We start from the raw sequence: 25,573 nt of genomic DNA, 5'->3' as shown, positions 1-25,573 counted from the left end.
GGCGCGCTGATCATCCCGGCCCATGCCGGAGAACGCGGCGACCAAAGCCGCCACCTACACCACTCCCTGGGACATGATCTTCTGCCCAAAACCAGTTCACGGAGGCGACCCTCAAAGAACGTCGTCGGACGGCGGAGTACCGCACCATCTGACTAAAGCATCGGCAACAGCACAATCTGGGGAGCCGGCATTCACCGAAGTGGATATCCGCGAGCTTGTCGGTCGCCTCTCGCGACGAGGCGCCCTGACGCAGCAAGCGTTTCCGATGGGGTCTCCCCGTACGCTTCACTGTAGGCTGCAGCAAACCGTCCCATGTGCGTGAATCCAGCCTTCCGTGCCACGGCAGAAATCGATAGAGGGGACGTGCTGTTTAGCAACTCCTCGCGTGCAGCCGCGAGTCGCATCGCTTGGAGATAGCTGAGAGGTGTAGTCCCTTTGAACCGCCTGAACGCGAGCTGCAAGGCCCTGACGCTTATCCCAGCCTCGCGCGCAATGGATGCCACAGTCATGGAGTGCCCGAGATTGGCGCGCATATATCCGATAGCGCGCTTTACGTGCCAAGGCATTGCCGGCGACGCAGGTCGCCCCTTTCGTCGAAGAGGACTTGCGACGATAGCCCAACATAGGGCGGTAACAACGGACTGGACGAGACAGTCGACAGCCTCGCACCCAAGCCGATGTGCTTCAGGGGCGTCGATACAATTCCAGATGAGATCGACAAGCCCCGCCAAGTGTGATCCGGTCGGCAAGTCCAGGTCGATTTCCCCATCCAATTCGGAACCTGAAAGTGCAGATTTCCCGAGGAGCACACTCAAGGCCTTCTCTAGTGCGGCCGCCTCGAACGCAAAAACCAAGTGGTTGACCTCAGCGACCAGCAGGCGCTCTCTGGTGGCGCTCCAGCTACTTGAAAAGAAACCGCGGGCTTGAGTCTTCATAGCGGATCCGACGCCGCCGGCTGCTTTATCCGCTTTGATTATTGGCAAGCACAGGATACAAAGCCCGGACACCTTACTCAGAGCGTTTATCATTTCTGGAACACAGTCTTCGCCAGGCGGACCGGTTCGGCCAATCAAGAAACTGTTCCCCGAGATCGCGATCTCGTCTTCCTGGCCTCCCAGCTTGACTGTGCGTTGATTGAGACCCGATCGACCATGGAACCCAAGCCGCCCACATCCGGTGGCAGCAATCTCAACAAGCCGCACGATCGCCTCCGCCAAGCAAATAGTCGCGATGGCTGGCGACGCACAGTCTCCCGCCCGCAACTATTATCAATCAGTCGAAGATCCTCCAGCAATCCTCAGGCCAGCTCAGGAGCCGTTTAATACTGCTCTGAAATGATTGCGTAATTAACTCGCAAAGCGCCTCTCTGGGATCGAGTTTCCTGACAGCATGTCCCAAATTTGAGACGCGCAGTATCATCGCTGAAACAGTCAGGCGAGCTGCTGGAGGCGGAGTCCCGACAAACCGATCCTGAAGTATGCAGCCGGGCGACCGCGGTCGAACGGGAGCGTCAAGTGAAAATCCGCCGGCTCGAGCCGGCGAGGAGCTCGCCACTCATTCCGCTCGAGGAAGAATACGACCTGGCGACAGCCATCTTTTTCGAAAAGACGATGCAGATGCGACCGGCCAACGCTCACTGGCTCAATCCACGCCATCTCTGTCCATATTGCGAACATTGTCCAGATAACGCCGCGAAGCATTCACGTTGATCTCGTCTCTATGACACTGTTAATACTTTGCGATTCAAATCCACAACATGTCGGGCTCGATCTGTTGGCCGCGTATCCAAGTAGGGAATGCGCGCGGAACAATAGTCATCAGGCCGCGAGTCTTAAAACCCGTTCAATACTTGGAGAGAAGGATGCGTAATATTTCAATGCGAAATAAGCTGGTTCTGTTCATCTGTGGCCTGGCATTCGCGTTGTCCTTAACGGCGGCCGGCTTGGTCAAGACCGCCATGGACAATGTCTCAGGTGAGCGGATCGAGGCGTTGAAGAGCCAGGTGGATATCGCCTACTCTATCATGAATCACTTCTACGAAGCCGAGAAATCGGGAACGTTAAGTCATGAAGCGGCCCTGTCCTCGGCTGCCGACGCAATTGAAGCGATCCGCTTTGAACCAACCGGCTACATATTCGGGTACGACTACAATGGTGTGCGCGTATTGATGCCGGACAAGAAGGACGTTGGGACGAACTTTATTGGCACCAAGGACAAAAACGGGGTCCCCGTCGTCAAAACATTGATAGAGCTTGCTCGCAATGGTGGCGGATCATTGCAGTACTACTGGCCAAAGCCGGGACTTCCTGCCGAGGAACAAGTCGTGAAAACGGCTTATGCGCGGGATTTTGCGCCATGGCAGATCGTACTGGGGACAGGTACCTACATGGACGATATCGACGGCAAGAACTACCAGATATACAAGAACGCTGCGATTATCGGCCTATCAGTGCTTGCTGTCAGCGTGGCTATTGCGGTCGCTTTGCTGAGAAGCATCACGGTGCCATTTTCGGAGATTCGCAAGGCGCTCGGTGCAATAGCCGCACAGGACATCTCCTATCAAATTCCCTACACTGATCAGCCAAGTGAAATCGGCATGATGGCCACTTCGATCAAGACCCTTCAAGACAGAGTGAGAAGGCGGCTGGAGTTGGAGCGTCGCGATGCCGAGAACAAACTCGCCCTAGAAGCCGAACGAGAGCAGCGATTGCAGCTCGAAGAGGCAGAGCGATCGGTCCAATCGCATGTCGTTTCCACAATCAGTGGGGCCCTAGAAGCATTATCCCGCGGCGATCTTACTGTAAGGTGCGGTGATTTAGGTGAGAAGTATGCTGCCCTTCGCTTGAACTTCAATACTGCGATGGAGAAACTCGAACTGGCCTTGGCTGTCGTCAATCAAAAAGGCCAGGTCATTTCGATGAGTAAGGATGAAATTTATCGCGCGTCAGCCGATCTTGCGCGCCGCAGCGAACTTCAAGCAGCAAACCTTGAAGAGGCTTCAGCTGCAATTGATGAACTGGCGGTTACCGTCCGGGAAACAGCGCAGGGAGCGCATAGCGCAGCAGCCAAGGTAAGCGCCATCAGCCAGGAAGCTACCCAGAGCGAAGCAATTGTCGTGAAAGCAATCAGCGCGATGGCCGGAATCGAACATTCTGCGAGAGAGATCTCCAATATCATCAGTGTCATTGATGAGATCGCGTTCCAGACCAATCTCCTTGCACTGAACGCCGGCGTCGAAGCCGCTCGAGCAGGCGAAAGCGGTAAGGGCTTCGCAGTTGTTGCCCAGGAAGTGCGCGAGCTAGCACAGCGTTCAGCCTCTGCCGCGAAAGAGATCAAGGATCAGATCTCCAAGTCGACGCTTCAGGTCACCGAAGGTGTGAGCCTTGTCGGCAATGCCGGTCAGGCGCTCCAGCGAATATCGAGACAGATAGAAGAAGCCGATGAATTTGTAGCAAGTATTGCCCGTAGCGCCAAAGAACAGGACACGACACTCTCAAGCGTGGCGAGTTCGATCAATGAACTTGACGTGGCAACCCAGAAAAATGCTGCCATGGCGCAGGCATCGACCGAAATTGCGGCGGCTTTGGCAACTGATACCGAAGGCCTGCTCAGTTTGATTGCCAACTTCAAAACCGAATCCAGCAATCGTGACACTCTTCTTTATGAGGCTGCGTAGGGCGCTAGCCCGTTCGTTGAATGAACTGCTTTTACCGCAAATGAAACTTTACTGCCTCCGGCGGCTTCGTGCCGCCGGAGGGCGCTGAACCACCAACGGAGCAAAACAGTGCTCAAACTGCGAGGCTGCGAAACTACAGGCGGTGCAATTGCGTCGTGGCATTTGTCGGATGGAAAGAGCCAACGGTGACCGGCCCTCTCCCTATAGGTGCCAGTGAAGTTGAGCTTACTGCGGCATCTTGTTCTGACGATTGGAGATCAGATCATCGACGACTGCCGGATCGGCGAGCGTCGAGGTGTCGCCCAGCGCGCCAAAATCATCCTCGGCAATCTTACGCAGAATGCGGCGCATGATCTTGCCGGAACGGGTCTTCGGCAATCCCGGCGCGAACTGAATTTTGTCCGGTGTCGCGATCGGACCAATCTCCGTACGCACATGTTTCACCAGATCGGCCCGCAGCGCGTCGTTGCCGTCGTGACCCGACATCAGAGTAACATAGCAATAGATGCCCTGCCCCTTGATATTGTGCGGATAACCGACCACCGCCGCTTCCGAGACAAGATGGTGCGAAACGAGTGCCGATTCGACTTCCGCGGTTCCGAGGCGGTGACCAGACACGTTGAGGACGTCGTCAACGCGGCCCGTGATCCAGTAATAGCCGTCCTCGTCACGTCGGCAGCCGTCGCCCGTGAAGTACTTGCCCTTGTAGGTGGAGAAGTAGGTCTGCACATAGCGGTCGTGATCGCCGTAGACCGAGCGGGCCTGTCCCGGCCAGCTGTCGGTGATGCACAGATTGCCGTCGGTCGCGCCTTCCAGCACCTTTCCCTCGTTGTCGACCAGCTCCGGCTTGACCCCGAAGAAGGGCCGCGTAGCGGAGCCGGGCTTGAGGTTGGTGGCGCCCGGCAGCGGCGTGATCATGATGCCGCCCGTTTCCGTCTGCCACCAGGTATCGACAACAGGCGACTTCTGCTCGCCGACGACGTTGTAATACCACTCCCAGGCCTCTGGATTGATCGGCTCGCCGACCGAACCGAGCAGGCGCAGCGACGACCGGTCCGAGCGCTTCACGAAGTCGTCGCCGGCCCCCATCAGCGAACGGATGGCGGTCGGTGCGGTGTAGAAGATGTTGACCTTGTGCTTCTCGATCACCTCCCAGAACCGCCCCTGGTCCGGGAAAGTCGGGATACCTTCGAACATGAGCGTTGTGGCGCAGTTCGAAAGCGGCCCGTAGACAATGTAGGAGTGACCGGTGACCCAGCCGACGTCGGCGGTGCACCAGTAGATGTCACCATCGTGATAGTCGAAGACATATTCATGCGTCATCGAGGCATAGACGAGGTAACCGCCCGTCGTATGCATGACGCCCTTCGGCTTACCCGTGGAGCCGGACGTGTAGAGGATGAACAGCGGATCTTCCGCTTTCATCTTGACCGGCGGGCATTCCGGCTTAACCGTGTGAACTTCCTGATGATACCAGATGTCGCGGCCCGGCGCCCAGCCGATCTTGCCACCGGTGCGGCGAACGACGAGCACCTTGTTGACGATGACATATTGCTTGGCGGCGATGTCGATCGCGATGTCGGTATTTTCTTTGAGTGGCACTGGCTTGCCGCCGCGGACGCCCTCATCGCAGGTGATGACGAAGGTCGATTCGCAGTCGACGATGCGGCCGGCGAGAGCTTCCGGTGAGAAGCCGCCAAACACGACCGAGTGAATGGCGCCGATGCGCGCGCAGGCCAGCATAGCATAGGCCGCTTCAGGGATCATCGGCATGTAGATTGTGACGCGATCACCCTTCTTGACGCCGTGCTTCTTCAACACGTTCGCCATGCGGCAGACATGCTCATAGAGCTCGTTATAGGTGATCTTCTTGTCGATATAAGGGTTGTCGCCCTCCCAGATGATGGCGGTCTGTTCGCCATGCGTCTTCAGGTGACGGTCAATGCAGTTGTAGGAGACGTTTGTAAGGCCGTCTTCGAACCACTTGACGGGTACCTTGCCCTTGAAGGACGTGTTCTTGACCTTCGTATAGGGCTTGAACCAATCGATCCGCTTGCCGTGCTTGCCCCAGAATTTCTCAGGCTCTTCGACGCTCTCCTGATACCATTTCTGGTACTTTTCGTCGTCGATCAGGGGGCGGACCTTTGCGGATTTCAGCACCGGATAGGTTTTGGCTGACATGAACTCGTCCTCATAAATTGGCAATGGTACTGAAGCATCAGGCACTTCATTGGAGGATGAATCTCAGGAGCCCCCTGCAGCTTGCTTTGTAGTCGCTGCACGAGACCGCTGCAGGATGTCCTCGCAGAAATTCAAGCATTCGAGGGCCCGCGGCTGCACCGGCCAGAGCTCAACTCGTGGTCCGCCTTGTTCGTGAGTTGATGAAACTCTTTTGACGGGGCGTTCCGCGAGCCCCTAAGAGAAGTCCGGGCGAGTTGCCCGGACTTCGTCTACGTCGATCTGTTGGTGACTCAGGAAACCAGGAGACTTGGCAGTCGACTGTTGAGTGAACCACTTCGCCGCGTCAGCTATTCAGATCGCGGCCCCGCGTTTCCGGCAGGAGAAGCGCACCGATCACGGCCGTCAGTCCGGCAAACGCGACGGTATACCAAAGCCCACCGAAGATGTTGCCTGTGGCGATCACCACCGCCGTCGCGACAAATGGAGCGAATCCCCCGATCCAGCCGTTCCCGAGCTGCAAGGCAACGGAAACACCACTGTAGCGGATACGGACAGGGAAGAGCTCGACAAGAAGCGCTCCGAGAGGGCCGTACACCATCGTGGCCAGGAACACGAGGCAGAACAGGATGCCGATGACTGCGGGTCCGTTCGGTTGAACGGGTGCTTTCGGATCAGGCAAGCCAGTTGCAGTCAAAGCCGCGAGCAGTTCAGCTTCGTTATACGACTTCGCCTCACCGCCGTTCACTTGAACCCGCAGGGGTTCCGCGTCGGTCTTGACCGTGTATGGAACCGCCCGGGCCGTGAGAAGCGCCTTCGCCTTCTGGCAATCGGTCGTCGCCTGGGGGCTGAACAATTGCCCGACGAAGGATTGGTCGTGGTCGCAGTCGTTTCCAGCGAGCGTGACCGACGTCTTCGCGCGGAACTCGGCAAGGGTGGGGTTGCCGTAGGTCCCCAGCGCCTGGAAGAGTGGCATGATCAGGAACGCCGACAGTGCGCAACCTGTCACGACAATCCATTTGCGTCCAATCCGATCGGAAAGCCAGCCGAAGAACAGGAAAAAGGGCGTGCCGAGCGTCAGCGCGATCAGGAGGTAGAAGTTGGCCTGATCATGCGTCATCTTCAGCGTCGTCGTCATGAAGTAGAGGCTGTAGAAATGGCCCGTGTACCAGATCACCGCCTGACCTGCGACGACACCAAAGATCGCGACCATAATCAGCCGAAGATTCCGGCTATCACCGAGGGTCTCGGCGATCGGATTCTTCGAGCCCTTACCCTGTGCCTTCATCTCCTGGAACACAGGCGACTCATGCAGCTTCAGTCGGATGTAGAGCGAAAGAACCAGAAGCACGATCGAGCCGACGAAGGGCAAGCGCCAGCCCCAGCTTGCGAAGGCCTCCGGCGACATCGAGCTGCGGCACAGCACAATCACGAGCAACGACAGGAAGAGACCGAGCGTCGCTGTGATCTGGATCCAGCTGGTCGTTAAACCACGATGATTATGATCGGCGTGCTCGGCAACATAGGTCACGGCGCCGCCGAACTCGCCCCCCACAGCCAATCCCTGGAGGAGACGCAAGGCCACCAGCAATGCAGGGGCAGCCCAGCCTATCGATTCGTAGGTCGGCAAGAGGCCAATGGCAGCCGTTGCAAGGCCCATGACCAGCATGGTGACGAGAAAGGTCTTCTTCCGGCCGACGAGGTCACCGAGCCGCCCAAAGACGATGGCACCAAACGGCCGAAGGACAAAGCCGGCGCCAAAGGTCGCAAGTGCCGCAAGAAGTGCTGCGGTCTCGTTGCCCTTGGGGAAGAACAGCGTACTGAAGAATGCGGCGAGTGACCCATAAATGAAGAAGTCATACCACTCGAAAACGGTTCCGAGCGCTGCAGCGAAGACCGTGCGTTTTGTGTTGCGGTCGAGGCCTTCGGCCCGCGCAACGATTCCAGACGAAATTTCATGAACAGACATTGCGAGCCCCTCCCCTAGATGGCATGTTGCGAGAGGCCTTGGCCGCTCGCCTGAGAAACCGGATCTTCACAGGCCCGTAGAAATGCTGCCAGCATTTCATTGAACTTGTGAGGCTGCTCCAGCATCGGGAAGTGCCCCGCATTCTCGACCACCTCCAGCCTGCTGTCCGGAATGCCCTCAGCCAGGATCACCGACTCCGACGGCGGCGTGATGATATCCTCGTTTCCGACGACCACCAGTGTCGGGACCCTGATGTCACCAAGACGCGAACGACTGTCGGATGCATTCAGTGACGCAATCGCTTCGCGCGCCACGAAATCGGGGGTCTGTGCGACCTCCTGCCTGGCGAAGTTCAGGAGTTCCTGACTGGCCGCGCTGCCGAACGACCGATCAATGACGTTCTGGCTGGCCTGGACGACCCCGAGGTCGTCAATCGCCTTCAGAACATTATTGACATTGACGTCCTCTCCAAGTCCGTGCGGCGTCGCTCCGACGAGCACCAATGCCTGTACGCGCTCCGGATGCGCCAGCGTAAAGCTTTGTGCGATGGTTCCGCCCATCGAGAGGCCGACAAGGACGGCCTGGCGGATGTCGAGCTTGCGGAAGACTTGGAGCACGTCGTTTGCGAAGGCGTCGATGGTATAGCTGCGACCGGCAGGCCTTGGCGACACGCCGTGCCCCGGCAGGTTGATACGGATGACTTTGTAGCGGGATGAGAAGGCCTCGACCTGCCCGCGCCAGAATTCCGCGGTCGTCGTAAATCCGTGCACGAAGACGAGCGGTTGGCCCGCACCCGACACCCGGACAATCGTATCGCCTATCTCTATTGTTTCTGTATGCATGGTATCTGCTCCCCTTTCGGTTTTTACGCCAAGGAGCATCGCAAGCCCTGGGCCAGTTCCACGCATGCCAGTGTTGCTCAATCTAACACGCTCAAGACAAACGGTTATTAGAAACGCAGGGTGGATTGCCCACTGTCTTGCTGGCGGTGTAACTCCGTCTCTTTGTCTCGGCTGCGTTACAAAAATTCTCGCAAATGAGACAAAACCCGATAACATGCGATTTGCGATATCCCAGGAACAGTCAGGCAGCTGATATGACCCTTCCCGAATGGCTTGCAGGATCCTCCGAGGAAGCCGGGTTCCTCCGGCTTGTCCTTGATCACGTTTCTGATTGCCTTGTCGCCGTCGACACGGAAGGAACGATCGTCCTGATCAACGACCCCTATTGCCGCCTCCTTGGCGGTGAGGCCGAGGAATTTCTCGGACGGCACATCACCGATGTGGTGGGGCCGCAAACCAAACTTCATTTCGTCGCGCGGGGTATTGGCACTCATATTGGTTATCCGCTTGAAGTGCGCGGCCATAAGCTGGTGACGAAGCAGGTCCCTGTGCACAAGGACGGAAGGATCATCGGCGCCGTGGGTCTGGCGCTGTTTTCCGACTACGATGCCCTGAAAAAGACCTACGGCCGGATTTCAAAGGCGGAACTCGCCATCCCTTCGAAGCCGAAAGCTTGGCAGTCGAAGTTCGGTCTCGACGATCTCATCGGGACTGGTCCGTTGATGGAAGCGCATCGCGACGCGCTTAAACTGGCTGCCGCCTATGATCTGCCGGTTCTGATCTGCGGTGAGACAGGCACTGGCAAGGAATTGGCCGCTCAGGCAACCCATTCCTTGTCGGACCGCTCTACCGGGCCATTCGTGTGGGTCAACTGCGCATCCATTCCCAGCGAACTTATCGAAGCAGAGCTTTTCGGCTACGAGGGCGGGGCTTTCACGGGTGCGCGCAGCCAAGGTAAACCTGGCAAGTTCGAACTGGCGACAGGCGGCGTGCTCTTCCTTGACGAGATTGGCGACATGCCGCTTGCCTTGCAGGGCAGTCTTCTGCGCGTGCTCCAGACCGGGGAGATCGTGCGCGTCGGCGGCACCAACCCGGTCGGCATCGATGTTCGCATCATCTGCGCTACCAATAAGCCACTTGTCGAGCTGGTGCAGACGGGCCGTTTTCGCGAGGACCTCTACCACCGGCTGAACGTTCTGCCGATCGAGGTCCCGGCCCTGAGAGAAAGGGGCGATCTGGCTCACCTTGCCGAACACCTCCTTGCACGCATCGCCACGCGGCTGTCCGTACCGGCACCAGTATTGACAGCTGAGGATCATGAGCGGCTTGTCGCTCATACGTGGCCGGGTAACGTCCGGGAATTGGAGAATGCCCTCACGCGCATGATCGTGACGGGGCGTATATCCACTGCATCGCTTGATGATCGCCACCGGTCTCCCTCTGTGGACGCGAAGAGCGACTTGAAGAGCCGCATGAAATCCGAAGCCCATGCAGCCCTGCGCGCCGCCCTCCAGCAAGCCGGAGGCAACAAGCAACGCGCAGCCGAAGTACTCGGCATCAGCCGCGCGCAGCTCTATCGGCTGTTGAAAGAGCAAGCCCCGCCTAGCAAGTAGCCCTTTAGTCGCGCAAGGTTTAAGCCGCCGAATGCGATCTTGCGCATGAGCTCCGGTTGGTCGGGATCAGGTTATGCAAATTCGAGCGCGGTCAGAAGATCTTCAACGAGATCCTCGGCGTCCTCGAGGCCGACCGAGCATCGTATGACGTCCTCGCCAAGGTTGACGCAGAATTGGCTGCCGACAAGAGACAGATGACGGGCATTGGTGAGCCGAGCTGAACCGCAGATGAAGCTACCGACCTCCGCAAAATCTCCGCCTGACCTGATCAACCTCAGTCTCTTGATCATTGCCGTAGCGCCCTCCGGGCCCGTCTCAAGCCCAAAGGCAAGCATCCCCGAGCCGCCCGACATCTGACGGCGTGCAATTTCATGATCGGGATGTGACGTGAGGAAAGGATATCTCACCCAGGCAACCGAAGGATGGGCCTCCAGCGTCAGGGCAAGGGCGTGCGCGGTGTTGCAATGCTGATTCATTCTGAGCGCCAGAGTGCTCAGCCCGCGCAGGATCAGGAACGCAGCTTGCGGCGAGATGGCGGTGTCAAGGCGCTCGCGCAGGCTTTCGTCGCGCGACTTTCGAATATCCGCCGCCGTCCCCAGCAATGCTCCGCCGACCGTATCACCGTGCCCGTTCATGTATTTCGACAGCGAGTGCAGCACGATGTCAGCCCCGTGTTCAAGCGGCCTTTGGAGGGCCGGCGTTGCAAATGTGCTATCAACTGCCACCTTGAGGCCGAACGCGTGAGCGTGTTCAGAAATGGCCGAGACATCCAGAACGCTGTTCAGTGGATTGGTGGGCGTATCGAAATACACCAATCTTGTCCGTTCGGTTATTGAACGGCTGACCGCGCTCGGCTCCGAAAGATCCACCGCGACGAGCTTTGCGCCGACCGCCGAAACAATCTCCCGCATCAGGTAAGCTGTGTCGGTGCAGACCGGCCTGTGAACAATCATCTCGTCTCCGGCAGCAAGAAATGCCCGGACAAGCGTGCGAAAGGCAACCAGACCTGAGGAGAGGACAAGACCGGCCTCCGCTCCTTCAAGACGAGCAAGCTTGTGCTCGAGCAGCCATGTCGCCGACCGGTCTCCGTCCGCGCCGCCAGGATGGACAAGTGTGGTCCGACCGCAGACAGAAGCCGATGGTCCACTGCGAAGGGACGCAATCGCAGTAGACGGGAACGGCTCATGTATGGAGCGGGTCGAAAAGCCAAGTTCATTGACGTCAGGCGAGGCCTTGCCCGAAACTGGCTGATCTCTCGTTATTTTGCTGCTCATCTGCGCCCCGATCGTGGATCGCTAAAGACCCGTCCTCACTCTAGGTCGCTGCAGTTCCGCCACAGCCATTACGAACCGTAGTTCATCATTTCCACAATTCATGTAGGCGTGCTTGTCTTCGGTTCGCGCCAGAACGGATGAACCCGCGGGAACCAAGTGCTCGCTGTCTGCAAACTTCAGCGTGAGCTCACCCGTTTCGACGTTAAGGAGCTCGAGTGTGCCGGGCGAATGGCCGGGAGATTCAAAAATCTCGCCTGGGAAAAGCGTCCAGCGCCACAGCTCGATCTCGTCCGGCCCGTTGGTTCCCACCAGAAGTGTGGCGCTTCCGCCCTTCGGACCGTGCCACAGGGTCGATGCGTCTTGCGGTGGGACGATGCGAACAGGAACACTCGACGCGACGCCAACGAAATCTGCAACCGACACGCCCAAGGCGGTGGCGGCCCGGCAGAGCGTGGCGATGCTGGGATTGGCGGTTCCCTTCTCAATCTCGACAAGCATGCCCTTGCTCACACCGGACTTGCGGGACAGTTCATCGAGCGTCAGGCCGCTCTGGCGCCTGAAGGTTTTCAGGTTCTGGGAGACGGTTGCGCTGACGCGCTCGACATCGGCGACCGTGTCGGTCGATATATTGACTTTCTTTTCCATGGTCGATATTATAGACTAAATTGGTCAATGGGAGCTAGAGGGCATGTTAGATTTTCCGCTCATCGACAGGTCTGTCGCAGAAATAGCGCCGGATTTCCGTGCGATCAGCATCTTGGTTGATGCCGGCGATCCAACCCGCGGACCAATAGCGTGTGACGTGCTCGGGGAAGCCTGTGACTTCGTCCGCGCCGGTGGACCACAATGGGGCGACGCGCATCTTGCCAGTTGGGCAGACGTCTATAGCCGTTTCGGGGCCAAGCCCAACCGGACGCCATGCTCTGCACAGGCGCTGAAGAAGCGGGTTGAAAAGGACGGTCGCCTACCCTCCATCAATCCGTTGGTCGACCTCTATAATGCCGTCAGCCTGCGTTTTGCCGTACCCGTCGGGGGTGAGAATTTTGATGCCTATGTCGGCAAGCCGCGGCTGTCGATTGCCGACGGCACGGAAGCCTTCGACACGGTCGCGAATGGCGAGGCGATCATCGAGCATCCGTCCGTTGGTGAGGTGATCTGGCGCGACGATATCGGCGTGACATGCCGCCGGTGGAATTGGCGGCAGGGAACGCGCACGCGGCTGGATTTCATCGGTGGTCGGATGTGGTTCATCCTGGAGAGCCTCGAAACGATGCCAGAGGAGGCGCTTGAGGAGGCGGCCAACATGCTGGTGAATGGTCTTCGGCAACTGGCGCCGGGGTGTGAAGTATATAGGCAAAACCTTCTGGCGGCGTAGGTAGCGCCCGCAGAGCAAGTGACGAAAGTCAGTATATTGACTGCTTACCCCAGACTGTAAGCAAGCGCCGGCTAACAAGTGGCGTCATTCGCGGACAGATCGGACAATTTTTCGTCGCGGCGACGCGGCGGAGGCGAAGCTTTGCCCGGAGGAGCGGGCGTTCACCGTATCGCAAAGGAGGAACAATGCGCACTGAGAAACACGCGCCCGCTCTGGTCGTGAGTGATGTTCACAAGAGCTACGGAGCCCACAAGGTCCTGAAGGGCATTTCCCTGTCCGCCGAGAAGGGCGATGTCGTCTCGATTATTGGATCGTCAGGTTCGGGCAAGAGCACCTTCCTGCGCTGCATCAACTTCCTTGAGATTCCGGATTGTGGTTCCTTCCGCATCAATGGCGAAGAAGTCGCGTTCCGAAGCGGGCGCGGCGGAAAATCGCAACCCGCGAACTGGCGCCAGATCGAAAGGCTGAGAACCGGCCTGGGCATGGTCTTCCAGAGTTTCAACCTGTGGCAGCACATGACCATCCTTGAGAACGTCATCGAAGCGCCGGTACATGTGCTCGGGGTCGAGCGGGTCGTAGCCATCGAGAAGGCCGAAGCACTACTGGCCAAGGTCGGTCTTTACGACAAAAAGGACGCCTACCCGGCCTTCCTGTCAGGCGGACAACAGCAACGCGCGTCCATCGCTCGCGCACTCTGCGTTGATCCCGCCGTCATGCTGTTTGATGAGCCGACATCGGCTCTTGATCCCGAGCTTGTCGGGGAGGTGCTGAAGGTCATCCGCGGCCTCGCCGAGGAGGGCCGCACCATGATCATGGTCACCCACGAGATGAAGTTCGCTCGCGATGTCTCGACACGCGTCATGTTTCTGCACCAGGGCCAGGTTGAGGAGGAAGGTTCCCCCGCACAGGTCTTCGGCGCGCCCACGAGCGCTCGCTGCAAAGAATTCGTTGCAGCCGGTTCGCACTAACCACTCAATCTTTTCAACAGCAAAAAGGGGAATGCAAATGAAGCATCTGGGAAAAGCTCTGGCTATCGGCATGTTCGTGATGGCGGCAAATGCGCATGCCGACATCCGCTTTGGCATCGTCAACGAGGCTTATCCGCCTTACACGACCAAGGACGCCTCCGGCAAGGCGATCGGCTGGGAGATCGACCTGATGGACGCCGTCTGTGAGGAGCTGAAGGAGAAGTGCACGATCGTCGACGTTGCCTGGGATGGCCTCATCCCGGCGCTGGAAAGCAAGAAAATCGACGTGATCTGGTCCTCCATGTCGATCACCGACGAGCGCAAGAAGCGGATTGATTTTACCGAAAAGTACTATTCGGCGCTGGCGGGGATGATCGGCCCGAAGGACGGCGCCATGGGGGTCACGGCCAAGGAGCTGAAGGACAAGACGGTGGGCATTGCCGTCTCGACCACCCAATCCGCCTATTTCAAGAAACACTTTGCCGACGTCGCAAGCGAGAAGAGCTATGCGACGGTCGATGAGTCCTTCCAGGACCTTGCCTCCGGACGCATCGACTACGTCTTTGCCGACACCGGCCCGCTCAAGGAATTCCTGAAAACAGACCTCGGAGAAGAGTGCTGCGAATATAAGGGCAATGTCGAGCCGGATGATGCCATCCTCGGAGCGGGTGTCGGCGGTGGAGTGCGCAAGGGCGACGACGCGCTGCGCGAAAAGCTGAACGCCGCTATCAAGGCCGTCAGGGCCAGCGGCAAGTATGCCGAATTCAGCAAGAAGTACTTCGACTACGACCCCTATTGAGACCAAGGCGTTGCGGATCGCCGCACAGCTGTGTGGCGATCCCTTGTCCTGACTGGAAGGCTTCCCATGAACCCCACACATTCAGCGCTGGATCTTCTGTCCATCGCTCCTCCCGGCTGGGGAGGCGTGCTCCTTGCGGGTGCCCTGGCCACTGTCCTGATCTCGTCCGGAGCATATCTGGTCGGGATGCTAATCGGACTGTTCGGCGCGCTCGGAAAACTGAGTGGGTTTCGGCCGCTCCAATTCCTGCTCAATGCCTATACCACGATCATTCGTGCCGTACCCGAGCTGATACTGATCGTTGCCCTCTATTACGCGGGAACTGACGGCCTGAACCGTATCCTCGCCTGGGCGGGACTGGGACCTATCGAAATCAACGGTCTTGTCGCGGCTGTTGCGGTCCTTGGCTTTGTGCAAGGTGCCTACATGACCGAGGTGCTGCGCGGCGCAATCCTTGCAATCCCTGTCGGGCAACTGGAAGCCGCCAAGGCTTTCGGAATGCGTCCGGCGTTGCGCTTCCGCAGGATCGTTCTGCCGGGTCTCATCCCGAACGCGCTGCCGGGCTTTGCCAATCTATGGATGTCGGTCATCAAGGACAGCGCATTGATCGCCGTCGTCGGCTACCAGGAACTGGCGCTTGCCGCGCGCGTCGCAGCAAGCAACACCAAGGAATACATGGTGTTCTTTCTGGCTGCTGCGGTGCTCTACCTCGTAATCACCATAGTCTCGAACATGCTCTTCGCTGCGCTGGAAGCCTACTTCCGTCGCGGACAAAGACCGGTTGTGTAAGGGAGCCAGACATGGATTTCAGCTGGATTTTCCCCTACCGCGATCTCATCCTGCAGGGTGCTTTCCTCACCTGCCTGCTGCTCGTGATCTCGGTGACCTGCGGCTTTGGCCTGGCGATCTTCCTTGCGATCGCCCAGGTGGGCAAGAACCCCGTCGCACGCTGGCTTGCGAAGGGGTACTGCACGTTCTTCCGCGGCACACCGCTTCTGATTCAGCTCTGGCTCATTTACTACGGCCTGGGCACGTATCTGCCTTACATACCGGGACTGAGGACAAGTTTCCTGTGGCCGATATTGCGAGAAGGCCTGTTCTTCGCCGCCCTTGCGCTGACGCTGAATTTTGCAGCCTATCAAGGTGAGATCCTCAGAGGCGCCATGTTGGCGGTTCCGAAGGGTGAATTGGAGGCTGCTCGCGCCGTTGGCATGTCGCCTGCCATGATCCTGCGCCGGATCTGGCTTCCCCGTGCAATCCGCATCGGCTTGCCCACCTTCGCCGGAGAAGTGGTCCTTCAGCTCAAGGCCACACCGATCGTGTTTTCGGTGACGGTGATGGACCTCTATGGCGCCGCCTACAAGATCCGCCAGGACACGCTGCTCGTCTATGAACCCCTGCTCCTCGTCACCCTCTTCTATGTCGGTCTGACCTTTCTCATCACGCAGGCCTTCCAGAAGCTCGAAAATGCTGTGCCGACGCGCCGCTAGCGCGGCCCTTAAACCCAGAACAACCAGAGGCCCACGACATGTCCAGACCAGACAAACACGAGCTTTCGACGCTCTCCTTCAACACGCTTTCGGTGCATGGCGGCAACGAGATCGACAAGACCTCCGGCGCGATCCGCACACCGATCGTCATGGCCAATTCCTATCTTCTGCCCTACGACCCCTCGACCATGGACTGGTCGGACACGGAGGCGCCTTCCTATACACGCAATTCCGGTCATAACCAGATCTGCCTGCAGCGCAAGCTGGCGGCCATGGAAGGTGGAGAGGACGCAGCCGTCTTCGCAACCGGTGTCGCTGCCCTCCACGCCGTGTTCTTCACCTTCCTGAAAAGCGGCGATCATGTGATCGTCGGCGATGTCACTTATGAAGCCGTCTGGCGGCTCTTCGCCGAGCTCTTGCCTCAGCGCTACAAGATTGAGGCAACCTTCGTCGATATGGGCGACATGGAGGCAGTCAGAGCCGCCGTGCGGCCTAACACGAAGCTGATCCATACGGAAACGATCGCCAATCCGACTACAAAGGTTGCCGATATCGCGACACTGGTCTCCATAGCCAGGCAGGCTGGCGCGCTTCTGTCAGTCGACTCCACCTTTACGCCTCCCCCCTTTTTCCGGCCGCTGGCGCTCGGCGCCGATCTCGTTATCCACTCCCTGACCAAGTACATCAATGGCCATGGTGATGCTATGGGCGGTGTGGTGGTCGGTTCCAAGGAGCTCATCCATCATGTCAAGGCCGACGCCCTTGTCGATCTCGGCGGAACGATCTCCCCCTTCAATGCCTGGCTGATCACCCGCGGCTCAGTCACGCTTCCATTGCGCCTCAAGCAGCAGTTCGCGACCGCACAGGTCGTTGCGGATAACCTTGCGCGGGACGAGCGGGTTGCCTACGTCACTTATCCCGGGCTCGAAAGCCACGACCAGCACCAACTCGCACAGGCTCAATTTGGAGGCAAGGGTTATGGCGGCGTCATCGCCTTTGCGGTCGAGGGGGACCCGGACGCCCAGAACCGTTTCGTTTCCAATCTGAAGGTGATCACCTCAGCGGTCTCGCTCGGCCACGACGAAACCCTGATCGTGCACGTCGGGGGGAGCGGCCGCGGAGGCGCCGAACGCTATCCGCTGAATTTCCAGAAATATGGACATCTGCGTCTTTCCATCGGCTTGGAGGATCCCGAGGACCTCATCGCCGATATCAAAAACGCTCTCGACGAGACCTTCGGCCAGTCCTGAAGACGCGAATTCAGACGCCCGGTGCAGCGGGAAGCCCTCTCCTTGGGATCTTCCCGCTGTCTCAGCGACTTTCTCAAGGGAAACACATTATGCATTGGATTATTCTGCTCATCGCCGGGCTGCTCGAAGTGGTCTGGGCCTTCTATATGAAAAAGTCCGAAGGCTTCACACTGCTTGTTCCGTCGGCAATCACGGTCGCCGCAATGATCGCAAGTGGTGTGCTGCTTTCATTCTCGATGCGCGTTCTTCCGCTTGGCACGGCCTACACTGTCTGGACTGGCATTGGAGCCATCGGGTCGTTCCTGCTTGGCGTCCTGGTCTTGAACGAGCCAGCTGCCCCAATGCGCATTCTCGCCGGCGCCATGATACTCTCCGGTCTCCTGATGATGAAGCTGTCGAACGCCGGATGAAAGAAGGTTTGCGACGGTCGCTCGCGCGTTCCGGTGTCAGCGATTTTGCGCGCCAAGCCCAGACAAGAACAAACTTCGCCAACCATCAAACGCAGACTGGACTCGAGCCATGATCGACTATCAGGCAGTCAAGGCCGTCGTTTCTGTCATCAGGTTGGGCAGCTTCGACAGAGCTGCGCGCGAACTGAAGGTTACGCAATCAGCTGTGTCGCAGCGGGTCAAGCAGTTGGAGCAACGTCTCGGCGTCGCGTTGATCGTCAGAGGAAGCCCGTGTTCCGCCACCACGGCGGGTGCTCAGCTCGTCTACCATTTCGAGCGCGTCGAACTGCTCGAGCGCCAATTGGCCTCCAGAATGCCCGGTCTTATCGGTCCTGGCTCACTGCCTGGACGCATGACCATCAGGATTGCCGCCAATCCGGAATGGCTCGGGAGCTGGATCCTGGATGCTGTCTCCGACTTCGTACGATCCGCACCGTTTCTCGTCGACCTGGTTCTGAATGAGACCATCCCGACGCCAGAAAGGCTGCGAGCCGGCGAGGTTGTCGCTGCGGTCACCTTAGGCGAGGAACGGCTTGAGGATCACGACAGCTGTTCGTTGGGCAGCCTGCGCCTCCTAGCCGTGGCAACACCGGGCTATAGCAGCCGCCATTTTCCACAAGGCGCAAGCCCCGAGGCGATGGCCAAAGCGCCTGGTCTGGCCATGGGGTCGACGGACCCCTTTCCGAAGCGATGGGTCAAAGCTGCGCTCGGCGATGGTGTCGAGTCTCCGGTGCATCGGCTACCCTCGCGCGCAAGCATCTTCGATGCAGCCCTCGCAGGCATTGGATGGGGCATTGTCCCGGCTCACCTTGCGGCGGCCCATCTCAAGTCCGGCACTTTGACAGAATTGATCAAAGGGACAGGCGTCGACTTGCCGGTGCAATGGCAGGTTCATCGCGTAGCGGTCCAACAGCTGGAGGGGCTGACGGCGGCCATCATCCGCCTTGCGCAGCAAAGCCTCAAACTGGACGGAATTTCATAGATGTCAGTGTTGTTGCAGGACCTCCAGCGGCTCGCCGGATTGTTCGCAAGAGAAGCAATGAGCGCCAGCATCGTCACGCAGGCACTTTGGGCGAAATGCCTCCTCCTTTGGCCGATTTGCGCCGTTCCCACTGAGCGGTCTGCCTCGCATTCTCGGCAAGCAGAGAACATCATTGGTGTCATTGGAGGATTGTCATGACCGTCTACAACATTGCCCTCATCGGCTTTGGCGGCGTAAACCGCGCTTTGGCCGAGCTTATCGCAACAAGGAATACGCTGTGGGAGCGGGAGCTCGGGTTCCGTCTGAACATTGTCGCTGTGAGCGATCTTTATCTGGGCTCCGTGATCTCACCAAACGGGCTCGACGCGAAGACGCTGATTGACGCCAAGTTCACCAAAGGGGGGTTCGGCCAACTCTCAGGCGGCAACGCGGAAGCGGACAACGAAACGATCATCAGGACCGCTCCGGCAGACATTGTCGTAGAGGCAACGTTCACCAACCCAACGGACGGCGAGCCCGCAGTCTCCCATTGCCGTTGGGCGCTTGCAAGCGGCAAGCATGTGGTGACGACAAACAAGGGCCCGGTGGCACTCGCCGCGTTGGAGCTGAAAGCCCTCGCTGAGGCAAATGGCGTCCGGTTTGAGTACGAGGGTTCCGTGATGAGCGGAACGCCGGTGATCCGAATGGCCGCGAAGACGCTCGCGGGCGCTGAGGTCGATGGTTTCGAGGGAATCCTGAACGGCACTTCCAACTTCGTTCTGGGACGCATGGAAAGTGGCCTGGATTTCGATACCGCCGTCAGGGAAGCACAGGAGCTCGGCTACGCGGAAGCCGACCCCACGGCGGATGTGGAAGGCTTCGACGTCCGCCTCAAGGTCGTCATCCTTGCCAATGAGCTGCTTGGTGCGCAGCTCAAGCCGGATGACGTCACCTGCAAAGGCATTTCGCAGCTTTCGCCTTCTGACATCGGGGATGCAGCCAAGACCAACAGCCGCTGGAAACTCATTGGTTCCGCCTCCCGGGGGGCAGACGGCCGCGTCGTCGGAAGCGTCATGCCGAAGCAACTGCCGTTGGAGCATCCTCTCGCCGCCGTCAACGGTCCAACCAATGCAGTTTCGTTCAACACGAAGCTGCTCGGTTCTGTGACGGTCACCGGACCAGGTGCGGGGCGAATTGAGACCGCCTATGCTCTTCTGTCCGACATCGTGGCAATTCACACCCAAAGCACCTCCGCCATTGCAAAGGAGGCCGCATGATGCACGGCCTTGCCCTGAACGCACCCTTTTCAAGCGACGAGATCGTCGTGCGCAACCCTTTCGACGGATCGGTCGTCGGAACCGTTCCAAGCAGCGATGCTTCTTGCGTGAGCAGCCTTATTGAACGCGCGCACCGCGGAGCGCAGGCCGCCAAAGCTTTGCCGCGCCACAAGCGAGCTGCAATCCTCGAAAAGGCAGCCGCCTGCATTGAGGCGGCGCATGAAGAATTCGCGCTTCTGATCGTCAACGAGGCCGGCAAAACGATAACGCAAGCCCGCAAAGAGGCGACCCGATGCGTCAACACGCTAAAACTCTCGGCCGATGAGGCCAAACGCAATGCCGGCGAAGTCATTCCGTTCGAGTCCTATGCTGGGTCCGAAGCCCGGCAGGGCTGGTACACGCGAGAGCCGCTCGGGATCATTACGGCAATCACCCCTTATAATGACCCGCTGAACCTGGTCGCCCACAAACTTGGGCCGGCGATTGCCGGTGGAAACGCCGTGCTCCTGAAGCCGTCTGAGCTTGCTCCCCTATCGGCGCTCAAACTGGTCGACGTTCTGGTGCAAAGCGGCCTTCCGGAAGAGATCGTTACGGTTGTCATCGGTGGCGCGGATCTTGGCAAGGCACTCGTCGTGGCAAGAGACGTGCGAATGATTTCGTTCACGGGCGGGTTTGCCACGGGTGAGGCAATCGCCAAGGCTGCAGGCATCAAGAAGCTGGCGATGGATCTGGGAGGCAATGCACCAGTCATCGTCATGGAGGACTGCAATTTCGTCGCTGCAGTCGACGGCTGCGTGTCTGGAGCCTACTGGGCGGCGGGTCAGAACTGCATTGGCACCCAGAGGATCCTGATCCAGCGCTCCATTTATGAGCGGTTCAAGTCGGAGTTCGTTGCAGCCACAAAAATGCTCAAGACCGGAAACCCACTTGAGCCTGACACTGATGTCGGCCCGATGATTTCGGAACGTGCCGTTCAACGCGCAGCGGCGATGGTCGACCGCGCCATTGCTTCTGGCGCCGACCTCCTTTGCGGCCACAGCCCGGCGGGCAACCTTTACCCGCCGACGGTCTTGGAAAATGTTTCCTTCGGTTGCGACCTATGGAGCGAAGAGGTGTTCGCCCCGATCGTAATCCTCGAACCCTTCGATGCGCTCTGCGATGCCATCCGCCTTGCGAATGCGCCAGACTACAGTCTGCACGCCGGTATATTCACTAATGACCTCGAGGGAGCCCTCGAGGCGGCCAGCGGGATTGATGCCGGAGGGATCATGATCAACGACTCTTCCGACTACCGGTTCGACGCTATGCCGTTCGGCGGCTTCAAGTATGGCAGCATGGGCCGCGAAGGGGTGCGCTTTGCTTTTGAAGACATGACCCAACCAAAGGTCGTCTGCATCAACAGGCTCAAACGGCAATAGATCACCAGCCAACAAGCCCATCAGCAACATCAGGAGTACCATTTTGTTCAAAGGTTCCATCACCGCACTTGTTACACCCTTTGCTGATGGGCGTGTCGATGAAGGCGCGCTGCGCGCCCTTATCGACTGGCAGATCGAGGAGGGATCATCCGGGCTGGTCCCATGCGGAACGACAGGCGAAAGTCCGACACTCACGCATGCCGAGCACAAACAAGTTGTCGAGATTACGGTCAAAACGGTCGGCGGCCGCATCCCGGTCATTGCAGGGGCAGGCTCGAACAGCACGGCGGAGGCAATCGACTTCGTTCGCCATGCACAGGAAGCCGGCGCCGATGGATTGCTCGTCGTCTCGCCCTATTATAACAAGCCGACGCAGGAGGGCATCTATCAGCATTTCAAAGCCATAGATGCCGAGGCCGAGATCCCGATCATCGTCTACAATATTCCGGGTCGCAGTGTGATCGACATTCAGGTCGAGACGCTGGCGCGCATTATTAGCGACTGCAAAAATGTGAGCGGCGTCAAAGACGCCACCGGCAATCTCCTGCGACCTTCACTGGAGCGCATGGCCTGCGGCAAGGACTTCAACCTGCTGACCGGGGAAGACGGCACAGCCCTCGGCTACATGGCCCATGGCGGGCACGGGTGCATTTCTGTGACCGCCAACATTGCACCGCGCCTGTGCGCTGAATTCCAGCGCGCCTGCCTTGGAGGCGACTTCGCCTCGGCTTTGGAGATCCAGGATCGTCTTATGCCATTGCACCGGGCGCTCTTCCTGGAAACAAACCCCGCTGGACCAAAATATGCCCTGGAGCGGCTGGGACGCATCCGTGGGGACCTGCGATTGCCTCTTGTTCCCGTAAGCAGCTCGGTTCGCGAACAGATCGACCGGGCGATGCTCCACGCTGACATCTTGAGTTGAGGTCACCGATGAAGATCGATCGCATAGAAACTGACCTCATCGGGCCTCTCTCCATTCCCGCGGGTAAGCTGTTTGGCGTGCATACTCAGCGCGCGGAGGAGAATTTCAACGTGACAGGCTTCCGCCTGAGAGACTTTCCCGAGCTCATTCGGTCGATGGCGATGGTGAAGCAGGCTGCGGCGCTGACCAATATGGAGCTTGGACTGCTGTCTTCTGAAAAAGCTCTTGCGATCGCAGAGGCGTGCGACGATCTCATCGAACTAAGAGCGATTGATGACAATTTTCCAGTGGACATGATGCAGGGCGGAGCGGGCACCTCGACTAACATGAACGTCAACGAGGTTGTGGCCAATCTTGCTCTTCTCAAGCTGGGCGCCAGCGTCGGAGACTATTCCACGCTTCACCCGAACGACGACGTGAACCTCTCGCAGTCGACTAACGATGTCTACCCGACAGCGATCCGGTTGACCCTGTTGCGCACTTGCGACGCGCTCATCGCCGCGCAGGTCAATCTTCGGGACACATTCCGTCGGAAAGGTGCTGAATTCGCGGATGTCATAAAGGTTGGACGCACTCAGCTCCAGGACGCCGTGCCCATGACTGTCGGCCAGGAGTTCGAAGCCTTTGCGGAGCTGATCGACGAGGACATCATCCAGGTGCAGTCTGCCAAGAAAATTCTTCAGGAGGTCAATCTCGGCGGTTCTGCAATCGGGACCTCGATCAATGTGCCGCCGACCTTCCCGAGCGTTGCGTGCAGGAAGCTCTCCGAGATCTCCGGTCTGCCGCTCATGACAGCTCGTAACCTGGTGGAAGCGACGTCGGATACAGGCGGGTTTGTCGCCTTCTCAGGCATTCTCAAACGGATTGCCGTGAAGATGACGAAGATCTGCAACGATCTGCGGCTCTTGAGCAGTGGCCCAATCGGGGGATTGGGTGAGATTCGGCTGCCGGCGATGCAGGCTGGCTCCTCGATCATGCCCGGCAAGGTCAATCCGGTCATTCCGGAAATGATGAATCAGATCGGATTTCAGGTGATCGGCAATGATCTGACGGTGACGCTGGCGGCAAGCGCCGGACAACTGCAACTCAATGCGATGGAGCCGGTCATTGTCCTGAACATCCTGCTGTCAATACGCATGCTGACCAGAGGGATGGAAATCTTCGCCAACCGATGTGTGGCGGGGATCGAGGTCGATAAGGATCGTTGCAGGGCGTTGTTGGACCAGTCTCTCGTTTTGGCCACCCCGCTAGCAAAGCTGATTGGCTACTCCAAGGCGGCTTTGCTGTCGAAGAGAGCACTATCTGAAAAGAAAAGTCTGCGCTCCATCGTCGAGGACGACGGATGCCTGACCGAACGGCAGATCGAGGAAATCTTCAGCGACTACGCGACGTTTGCGAACGTCCCGCAGCGCACGTCCGCTTGAGGGGAAGTCATGGCGGTATTTACCGAACTGTCTGACGAAGACCGCCACGCGATCGTGGAAGCTTACGGCTTGACAGGTTTGTCCTCGGTGATCGGCATCGCCGACGGCGATCGTGAAACGACCTATCTGTTCAGGTCTGCCGAAGGGGAGTCCATCGTGACCCTGTTTGAAAACGGGGCTGAGCCGCTTGATCTCGAACGCGCTTTCACGACGATGGAAACGCTGCATCGGGCGGGCGTCCCCTGCCCCGAACCCAGGCGCACTGTCGACGGCAATGCCACGTTTCAGGCTGCGGGTCGGCTCGTAGCCATCGTAAGCTTCGTGTCAGGGTCATCGACGAGTGACCCGTCGCCAGCCAAATGTGCGAGTGTGGGCCGCGTTATGGGCCAGATACACAGGAGCTTGCAGGGTGGGCTCAACCGCCAGCCCGACTTACCATCGGGCCCCATACATGGTGCATTGGTCTTTGCGAATGTCTTTTTTCTTGGCGAGGAAGTCAGCGGTGTCATCAATTTCAGGCTTCGCCATGATGACGCCCTCATCACTGAGATAGCCGACGTTCTCGTTGACTGGACAGGCGGGCTCGACGGCGGTTTGGACCGGCGCAAAGCCCATGCGCTCTTGAGCGGTTATCAAACCATCAGAAAGCTTTCGGGAGCAGAAAAAGCAGCTCTGCCTGCGTTTGTTCTTGCCTCAACAGCGAAGCGCGCCGCTGCGGGCGCGCGAATGACTTCGGCCCCTGAATGTGCCCTTGTTGCTTATCATTCGGTCACGCCAGATATCTTCGACCAATAGAGGCGGCAACGGGATGAAATATCTTCTGGACCGAATAGATGAGCTGGTACTTGCCGAACTCAAAAACAACGCCCGCATTCCGCACGCGGAATTGTCGGCAAAGGTGAACCTGTCCCGAAACGCCGTGCGGGTGCGCATCGAACGGCTCGAACGAGAAGGCTTCATCAAAGGCTACACGATTGTCACCGGTGAGGGCGGAAACGACCGGCAGGTGACCACCGCACTTATGTTCGTCTATCGCCATGACCGCATGAGAGGCGGTGACGTCATCAACGTCCTACGCAAAATCCCGGAGGTTGTCGCCTGTGACGTCATGACCGGCGATTTCGACCTGGTGGTGAGGGTCGAGTCTTCGCAAGCCGATCGTATTCGCCAGATCTGGCAGCAAATATCCGAACTCCCCGGGGTACGCGACACGCTTACGGCATTCGCGCTCTCTTCCGTCGTTCGAAAGGCGTGATCAGACCCTGAGGTACAGTTGAGCGCCAGAGCGGCGGTGTGTTGCAAGGCAATCACGGCCGCGACATTGAGGCCCGCTTCCTTCGCAAGACTGACCTGCGAGCTCATGAACAGGCCGTTTGCGGCGTTACCACTGTTTGCAAGTGCTCCAAACGCTGCCGAGACAAGAGCAAGACATGTCAATGCGCCTCCGCCGGCTGCGGAATTGATCCCCTCCCCCAATGCTGCAGCGATCCCGGAGCTGGATAGCAGCTCTGCCATCATCGAGAAGATGATGATGGCAAGAATTGCGAGCCGCCCGGTCCTCCAGGCTGTGAGGACTTGCGATCCCAAGCTGGAAACATGACCATAGAGGAATGCGCAGATGACAGCGCCAAAAGCCAACCACGTGCCCGCATGAAACAGCGGCGACCAGGCCGGGGCTCCGACGAACG

At 58.6% G+C, this 25,573-nt stretch carries 22 protein-coding genes; 16 read left to right on the top strand and 6 right to left on the bottom strand.

Annotated features, from left to right (window positions below; all coding sequences use genetic code 11):
- Positions 1 to 191 precede the first annotated feature (191 nt).
- Positions 192 to 533 carry a helix-turn-helix transcriptional regulator gene (locus tag ATB98_RS30515; protein WP_407695280.1) on the bottom strand — a complete coding sequence of 114 codons (342 nt, stop codon included), beginning with the start codon at positions 531 to 533 and terminating at the stop codon, positions 192 to 194.
- Positions 534 to 1,861: 1,328 nt separating this feature from the next.
- Here ATB98_RS30515 and ATB98_RS02810 point away from each other — a divergent pair.
- Positions 1,862 to 3,676 (top strand): methyl-accepting chemotaxis protein, encoded by a 1,815-nt coding sequence (locus ATB98_RS02810; protein ID WP_066868718.1) that lies wholly within the window; start codon positions 1,862 to 1,864, stop codon positions 3,674 to 3,676.
- A 225-nt stretch (positions 3,677 to 3,901) separates the two neighbouring features.
- On the opposite strand, the gene acs is transcribed toward ATB98_RS02810, so the two are convergent.
- The 3 genes from acs to ATB98_RS02795 all read right to left on the bottom strand — a co-directional run bounded on the left by acs (position 3,902) and on the right by ATB98_RS02795 (position 8,665).
- Positions 3,902 to 5,857, bottom strand: coding sequence for an acetate--CoA ligase (gene acs, locus ATB98_RS02805; RefSeq protein ID WP_066868716.1), 1,956 nt, complete (start codon positions 5,855 to 5,857; stop codon positions 3,902 to 3,904).
- A gap of 343 nt (positions 5,858 to 6,200) precedes the next feature.
- Positions 6,201 to 7,823, bottom strand: a complete 1,623-nt coding sequence (locus ATB98_RS02800; RefSeq protein WP_066868714.1) for an MFS transporter — start codon at positions 7,821 to 7,823, stop codon at positions 6,201 to 6,203.
- A gap of 14 nt (positions 7,824 to 7,837) precedes the next feature.
- Complete coding sequence (locus ATB98_RS02795; RefSeq protein WP_066868712.1) at positions 7,838 to 8,665, bottom strand: alpha/beta fold hydrolase; 828 nt, start codon at positions 8,663 to 8,665, stop codon at positions 7,838 to 7,840.
- A 254-nt stretch (positions 8,666 to 8,919) separates the two neighbouring features.
- Between ATB98_RS02795 and ATB98_RS02790 the strand changes: the two genes are divergently transcribed.
- The gene (locus ATB98_RS02790) at positions 8,920 to 10,278 is read left to right on the top strand and encodes a sigma-54 interaction domain-containing protein (RefSeq protein ID WP_066868710.1); all 1,359 of its coding nucleotides are present in this window, start codon (positions 8,920 to 8,922) and stop codon (positions 10,276 to 10,278) included.
- Positions 10,279 to 10,349: 71 nt separating this feature from the next.
- Here ATB98_RS02790 and ATB98_RS02785 read toward each other — a convergent pair whose 3' ends face one another.
- The gene (locus ATB98_RS02785) at positions 10,350 to 11,552 is read right to left on the bottom strand and encodes an aminotransferase class I/II-fold pyridoxal phosphate-dependent enzyme (RefSeq protein WP_084435246.1); all 1,203 of its coding nucleotides are present in this window, start codon (positions 11,550 to 11,552) and stop codon (positions 10,350 to 10,352) included.
- Between the two features lie 21 nt (positions 11,553 to 11,573).
- Positions 11,574 to 12,197 carry a helix-turn-helix domain-containing protein gene (locus ATB98_RS02780; protein ID WP_066868706.1) on the bottom strand — a complete coding sequence of 208 codons (624 nt, stop codon included), beginning with the start codon at positions 12,195 to 12,197 and terminating at the stop codon, positions 11,574 to 11,576.
- A 43-nt stretch (positions 12,198 to 12,240) separates the two neighbouring features.
- On the opposite strand from ATB98_RS02780, the gene ATB98_RS02775 reads away from it, so the two are divergent.
- From ATB98_RS02775 to ATB98_RS27745, 14 genes are all read left to right on the top strand, one after another.
- Entirely contained in the window at positions 12,241 to 12,927 is a 687-nt protein-coding gene (locus ATB98_RS02775; RefSeq protein WP_066868704.1) for a B3/B4 domain-containing protein, read from the top strand.
- 185 nt (positions 12,928 to 13,112) lie between these two features.
- Complete coding sequence (locus ATB98_RS02770) at positions 13,113 to 13,895, top strand: ABC transporter ATP-binding protein (protein WP_066868702.1); 783 nt, start codon at positions 13,113 to 13,115, stop codon at positions 13,893 to 13,895.
- A gap of 37 nt (positions 13,896 to 13,932) precedes the next feature.
- Positions 13,933 to 14,694, top strand: a complete 762-nt coding sequence (locus tag ATB98_RS02765; RefSeq protein ID WP_066868700.1) for a transporter substrate-binding domain-containing protein — start codon at positions 13,933 to 13,935, stop codon at positions 14,692 to 14,694.
- Between the two features lie 66 nt (positions 14,695 to 14,760).
- Positions 14,761 to 15,483 carry an ABC transporter permease gene (locus tag ATB98_RS02760; protein WP_066868698.1) on the top strand — a complete coding sequence of 241 codons (723 nt, stop codon included), beginning with the start codon at positions 14,761 to 14,763 and terminating at the stop codon, positions 15,481 to 15,483.
- Between the two features lie 11 nt (positions 15,484 to 15,494).
- Positions 15,495 to 16,184 (top strand): ABC transporter permease, encoded by a 690-nt coding sequence (locus ATB98_RS02755; protein ID WP_066868696.1) that lies wholly within the window; start codon positions 15,495 to 15,497, stop codon positions 16,182 to 16,184.
- 38 nt (positions 16,185 to 16,222) lie between these two features.
- A complete protein-coding gene (locus tag ATB98_RS02750; RefSeq protein WP_066868694.1) occupies positions 16,223 to 17,434 on the top strand; it encodes a trans-sulfuration enzyme family protein in 1,212 nt (403 codons plus the stop codon).
- 89 nt (positions 17,435 to 17,523) lie between these two features.
- Positions 17,524 to 17,844, top strand: a complete 321-nt coding sequence (locus ATB98_RS02745; protein ID WP_022557280.1) for a DMT family transporter — start codon at positions 17,524 to 17,526, stop codon at positions 17,842 to 17,844.
- Positions 17,845 to 17,953: 109 nt separating this feature from the next.
- Positions 17,954 to 18,865 carry an ArgP/LysG family DNA-binding transcriptional regulator gene (locus ATB98_RS02740; RefSeq protein WP_066868692.1) on the top strand — a complete coding sequence of 304 codons (912 nt, stop codon included), beginning with the start codon at positions 17,954 to 17,956 and terminating at the stop codon, positions 18,863 to 18,865.
- Positions 18,866 to 19,059: 194 nt separating this feature from the next.
- The gene (locus ATB98_RS02730) at positions 19,060 to 20,121 is read left to right on the top strand and encodes a homoserine dehydrogenase (protein WP_066868688.1); all 1,062 of its coding nucleotides are present in this window, start codon (positions 19,060 to 19,062) and stop codon (positions 20,119 to 20,121) included.
- Positions 20,118 to 21,539, top strand: a complete 1,422-nt coding sequence (locus ATB98_RS02725) for an aldehyde dehydrogenase family protein (protein WP_066868686.1) — start codon at positions 20,118 to 20,120, stop codon at positions 21,537 to 21,539. Before ATB98_RS02730 ends, ATB98_RS02725 begins: the two co-directional genes overlap by 4 nt.
- Before the next feature lie 43 nt (positions 21,540 to 21,582).
- Positions 21,583 to 22,461, top strand: coding sequence for a 4-hydroxy-tetrahydrodipicolinate synthase (gene dapA / locus ATB98_RS02720; protein WP_066868684.1), 879 nt, complete (start codon positions 21,583 to 21,585; stop codon positions 22,459 to 22,461).
- An 8-nt stretch (positions 22,462 to 22,469) separates the two neighbouring features.
- Entirely contained in the window at positions 22,470 to 23,885 is a 1,416-nt protein-coding gene (locus tag ATB98_RS02715; protein WP_066868682.1) for an aspartate ammonia-lyase, read from the top strand.
- 9 nt (positions 23,886 to 23,894) lie between these two features.
- Complete coding sequence (locus ATB98_RS02710; RefSeq protein WP_066868680.1) at positions 23,895 to 24,680, top strand: phosphotransferase; 786 nt, start codon at positions 23,895 to 23,897, stop codon at positions 24,678 to 24,680.
- Positions 24,681 to 24,693: 13 nt separating this feature from the next.
- Positions 24,694 to 25,140 (top strand): Lrp/AsnC family transcriptional regulator, encoded by a 447-nt coding sequence (locus tag ATB98_RS27745; RefSeq protein WP_022557287.1) that lies wholly within the window; start codon positions 24,694 to 24,696, stop codon positions 25,138 to 25,140.
- The last annotated feature ends 433 nt before the right edge of the window (positions 25,141 to 25,573 follow it).

The organism is Sinorhizobium saheli (assembly GCF_001651875.1).
GTDB classification, from domain to species: Bacteria; Pseudomonadota; Alphaproteobacteria; order Rhizobiales; family Rhizobiaceae; genus Sinorhizobium; species Sinorhizobium saheli.
The sequence above is the reverse complement of the archived record's forward strand: the minus strand, read 5'-3'. Positions and strand labels throughout refer to the sequence as shown.

Excerpts from the sequence above, each read along its gene's own strand:
- ATB98_RS30515 (WP_407695280.1), bottom strand. The coding sequence starts at position 533 with ATGCGCGCCAATCTCGGGCACTCCATGACTGTGGCATCCATTGCGCGC.
- ATB98_RS02810 (WP_066868718.1), top strand. The coding sequence starts at position 1,862 with ATGCGTAATATTTCAATGCGAAATAAGCTGGTTCTGTTCATCTGTGGC.
- acs (WP_066868716.1), bottom strand. The coding sequence starts at position 5,857 with ATGTCAGCCAAAACCTATCCGGTGCTGAAATCCGCAAAGGTCCGCCCC.
- ATB98_RS02800 (WP_066868714.1), bottom strand. The coding sequence starts at position 7,823 with ATGTCTGTTCATGAAATTTCGTCTGGAATCGTTGCGCGGGCCGAAGGC.
- ATB98_RS02795 (WP_066868712.1), bottom strand. The coding sequence starts at position 8,665 with ATGCATACAGAAACAATAGAGATAGGCGATACGATTGTCCGGGTGTCG.
- ATB98_RS02790 (WP_066868710.1), top strand. The coding sequence starts at position 8,920 with ATGACCCTTCCCGAATGGCTTGCAGGATCCTCCGAGGAAGCCGGGTTC.
- ATB98_RS02785 (WP_084435246.1), bottom strand. The coding sequence starts at position 11,552 with ATGAGCAGCAAAATAACGAGAGATCAGCCAGTTTCGGGCAAGGCCTCG.
- ATB98_RS02780 (WP_066868706.1), bottom strand. The coding sequence starts at position 12,197 with ATGGAAAAGAAAGTCAATATATCGACCGACACGGTCGCCGATGTCGAG.
- ATB98_RS02775 (WP_066868704.1), top strand. The coding sequence starts at position 12,241 with ATGTTAGATTTTCCGCTCATCGACAGGTCTGTCGCAGAAATAGCGCCG.
- ATB98_RS02770 (WP_066868702.1), top strand. The coding sequence starts at position 13,113 with ATGCGCACTGAGAAACACGCGCCCGCTCTGGTCGTGAGTGATGTTCAC.
- ATB98_RS02765 (WP_066868700.1), top strand. The coding sequence starts at position 13,933 with ATGAAGCATCTGGGAAAAGCTCTGGCTATCGGCATGTTCGTGATGGCG.
- ATB98_RS02760 (WP_066868698.1), top strand. The coding sequence starts at position 14,761 with ATGAACCCCACACATTCAGCGCTGGATCTTCTGTCCATCGCTCCTCCC.
- ATB98_RS02755 (WP_066868696.1), top strand. The coding sequence starts at position 15,495 with ATGGATTTCAGCTGGATTTTCCCCTACCGCGATCTCATCCTGCAGGGT.
- ATB98_RS02750 (WP_066868694.1), top strand. The coding sequence starts at position 16,223 with ATGTCCAGACCAGACAAACACGAGCTTTCGACGCTCTCCTTCAACACG.
- ATB98_RS02745 (WP_022557280.1), top strand. The coding sequence starts at position 17,524 with ATGCATTGGATTATTCTGCTCATCGCCGGGCTGCTCGAAGTGGTCTGG.
- ATB98_RS02740 (WP_066868692.1), top strand. The coding sequence starts at position 17,954 with ATGATCGACTATCAGGCAGTCAAGGCCGTCGTTTCTGTCATCAGGTTG.
- ATB98_RS02730 (WP_066868688.1), top strand. The coding sequence starts at position 19,060 with ATGACCGTCTACAACATTGCCCTCATCGGCTTTGGCGGCGTAAACCGC.
- ATB98_RS02725 (WP_066868686.1), top strand. The coding sequence starts at position 20,118 with ATGATGCACGGCCTTGCCCTGAACGCACCCTTTTCAAGCGACGAGATC.
- ATB98_RS02715 (WP_066868682.1), top strand. The coding sequence starts at position 22,470 with ATGAAGATCGATCGCATAGAAACTGACCTCATCGGGCCTCTCTCCATT.
- ATB98_RS02710 (WP_066868680.1), top strand. The coding sequence starts at position 23,895 with ATGGCGGTATTTACCGAACTGTCTGACGAAGACCGCCACGCGATCGTG.
- ATB98_RS27745 (WP_022557287.1), top strand. The coding sequence starts at position 24,694 with ATGAAATATCTTCTGGACCGAATAGATGAGCTGGTACTTGCCGAACTC.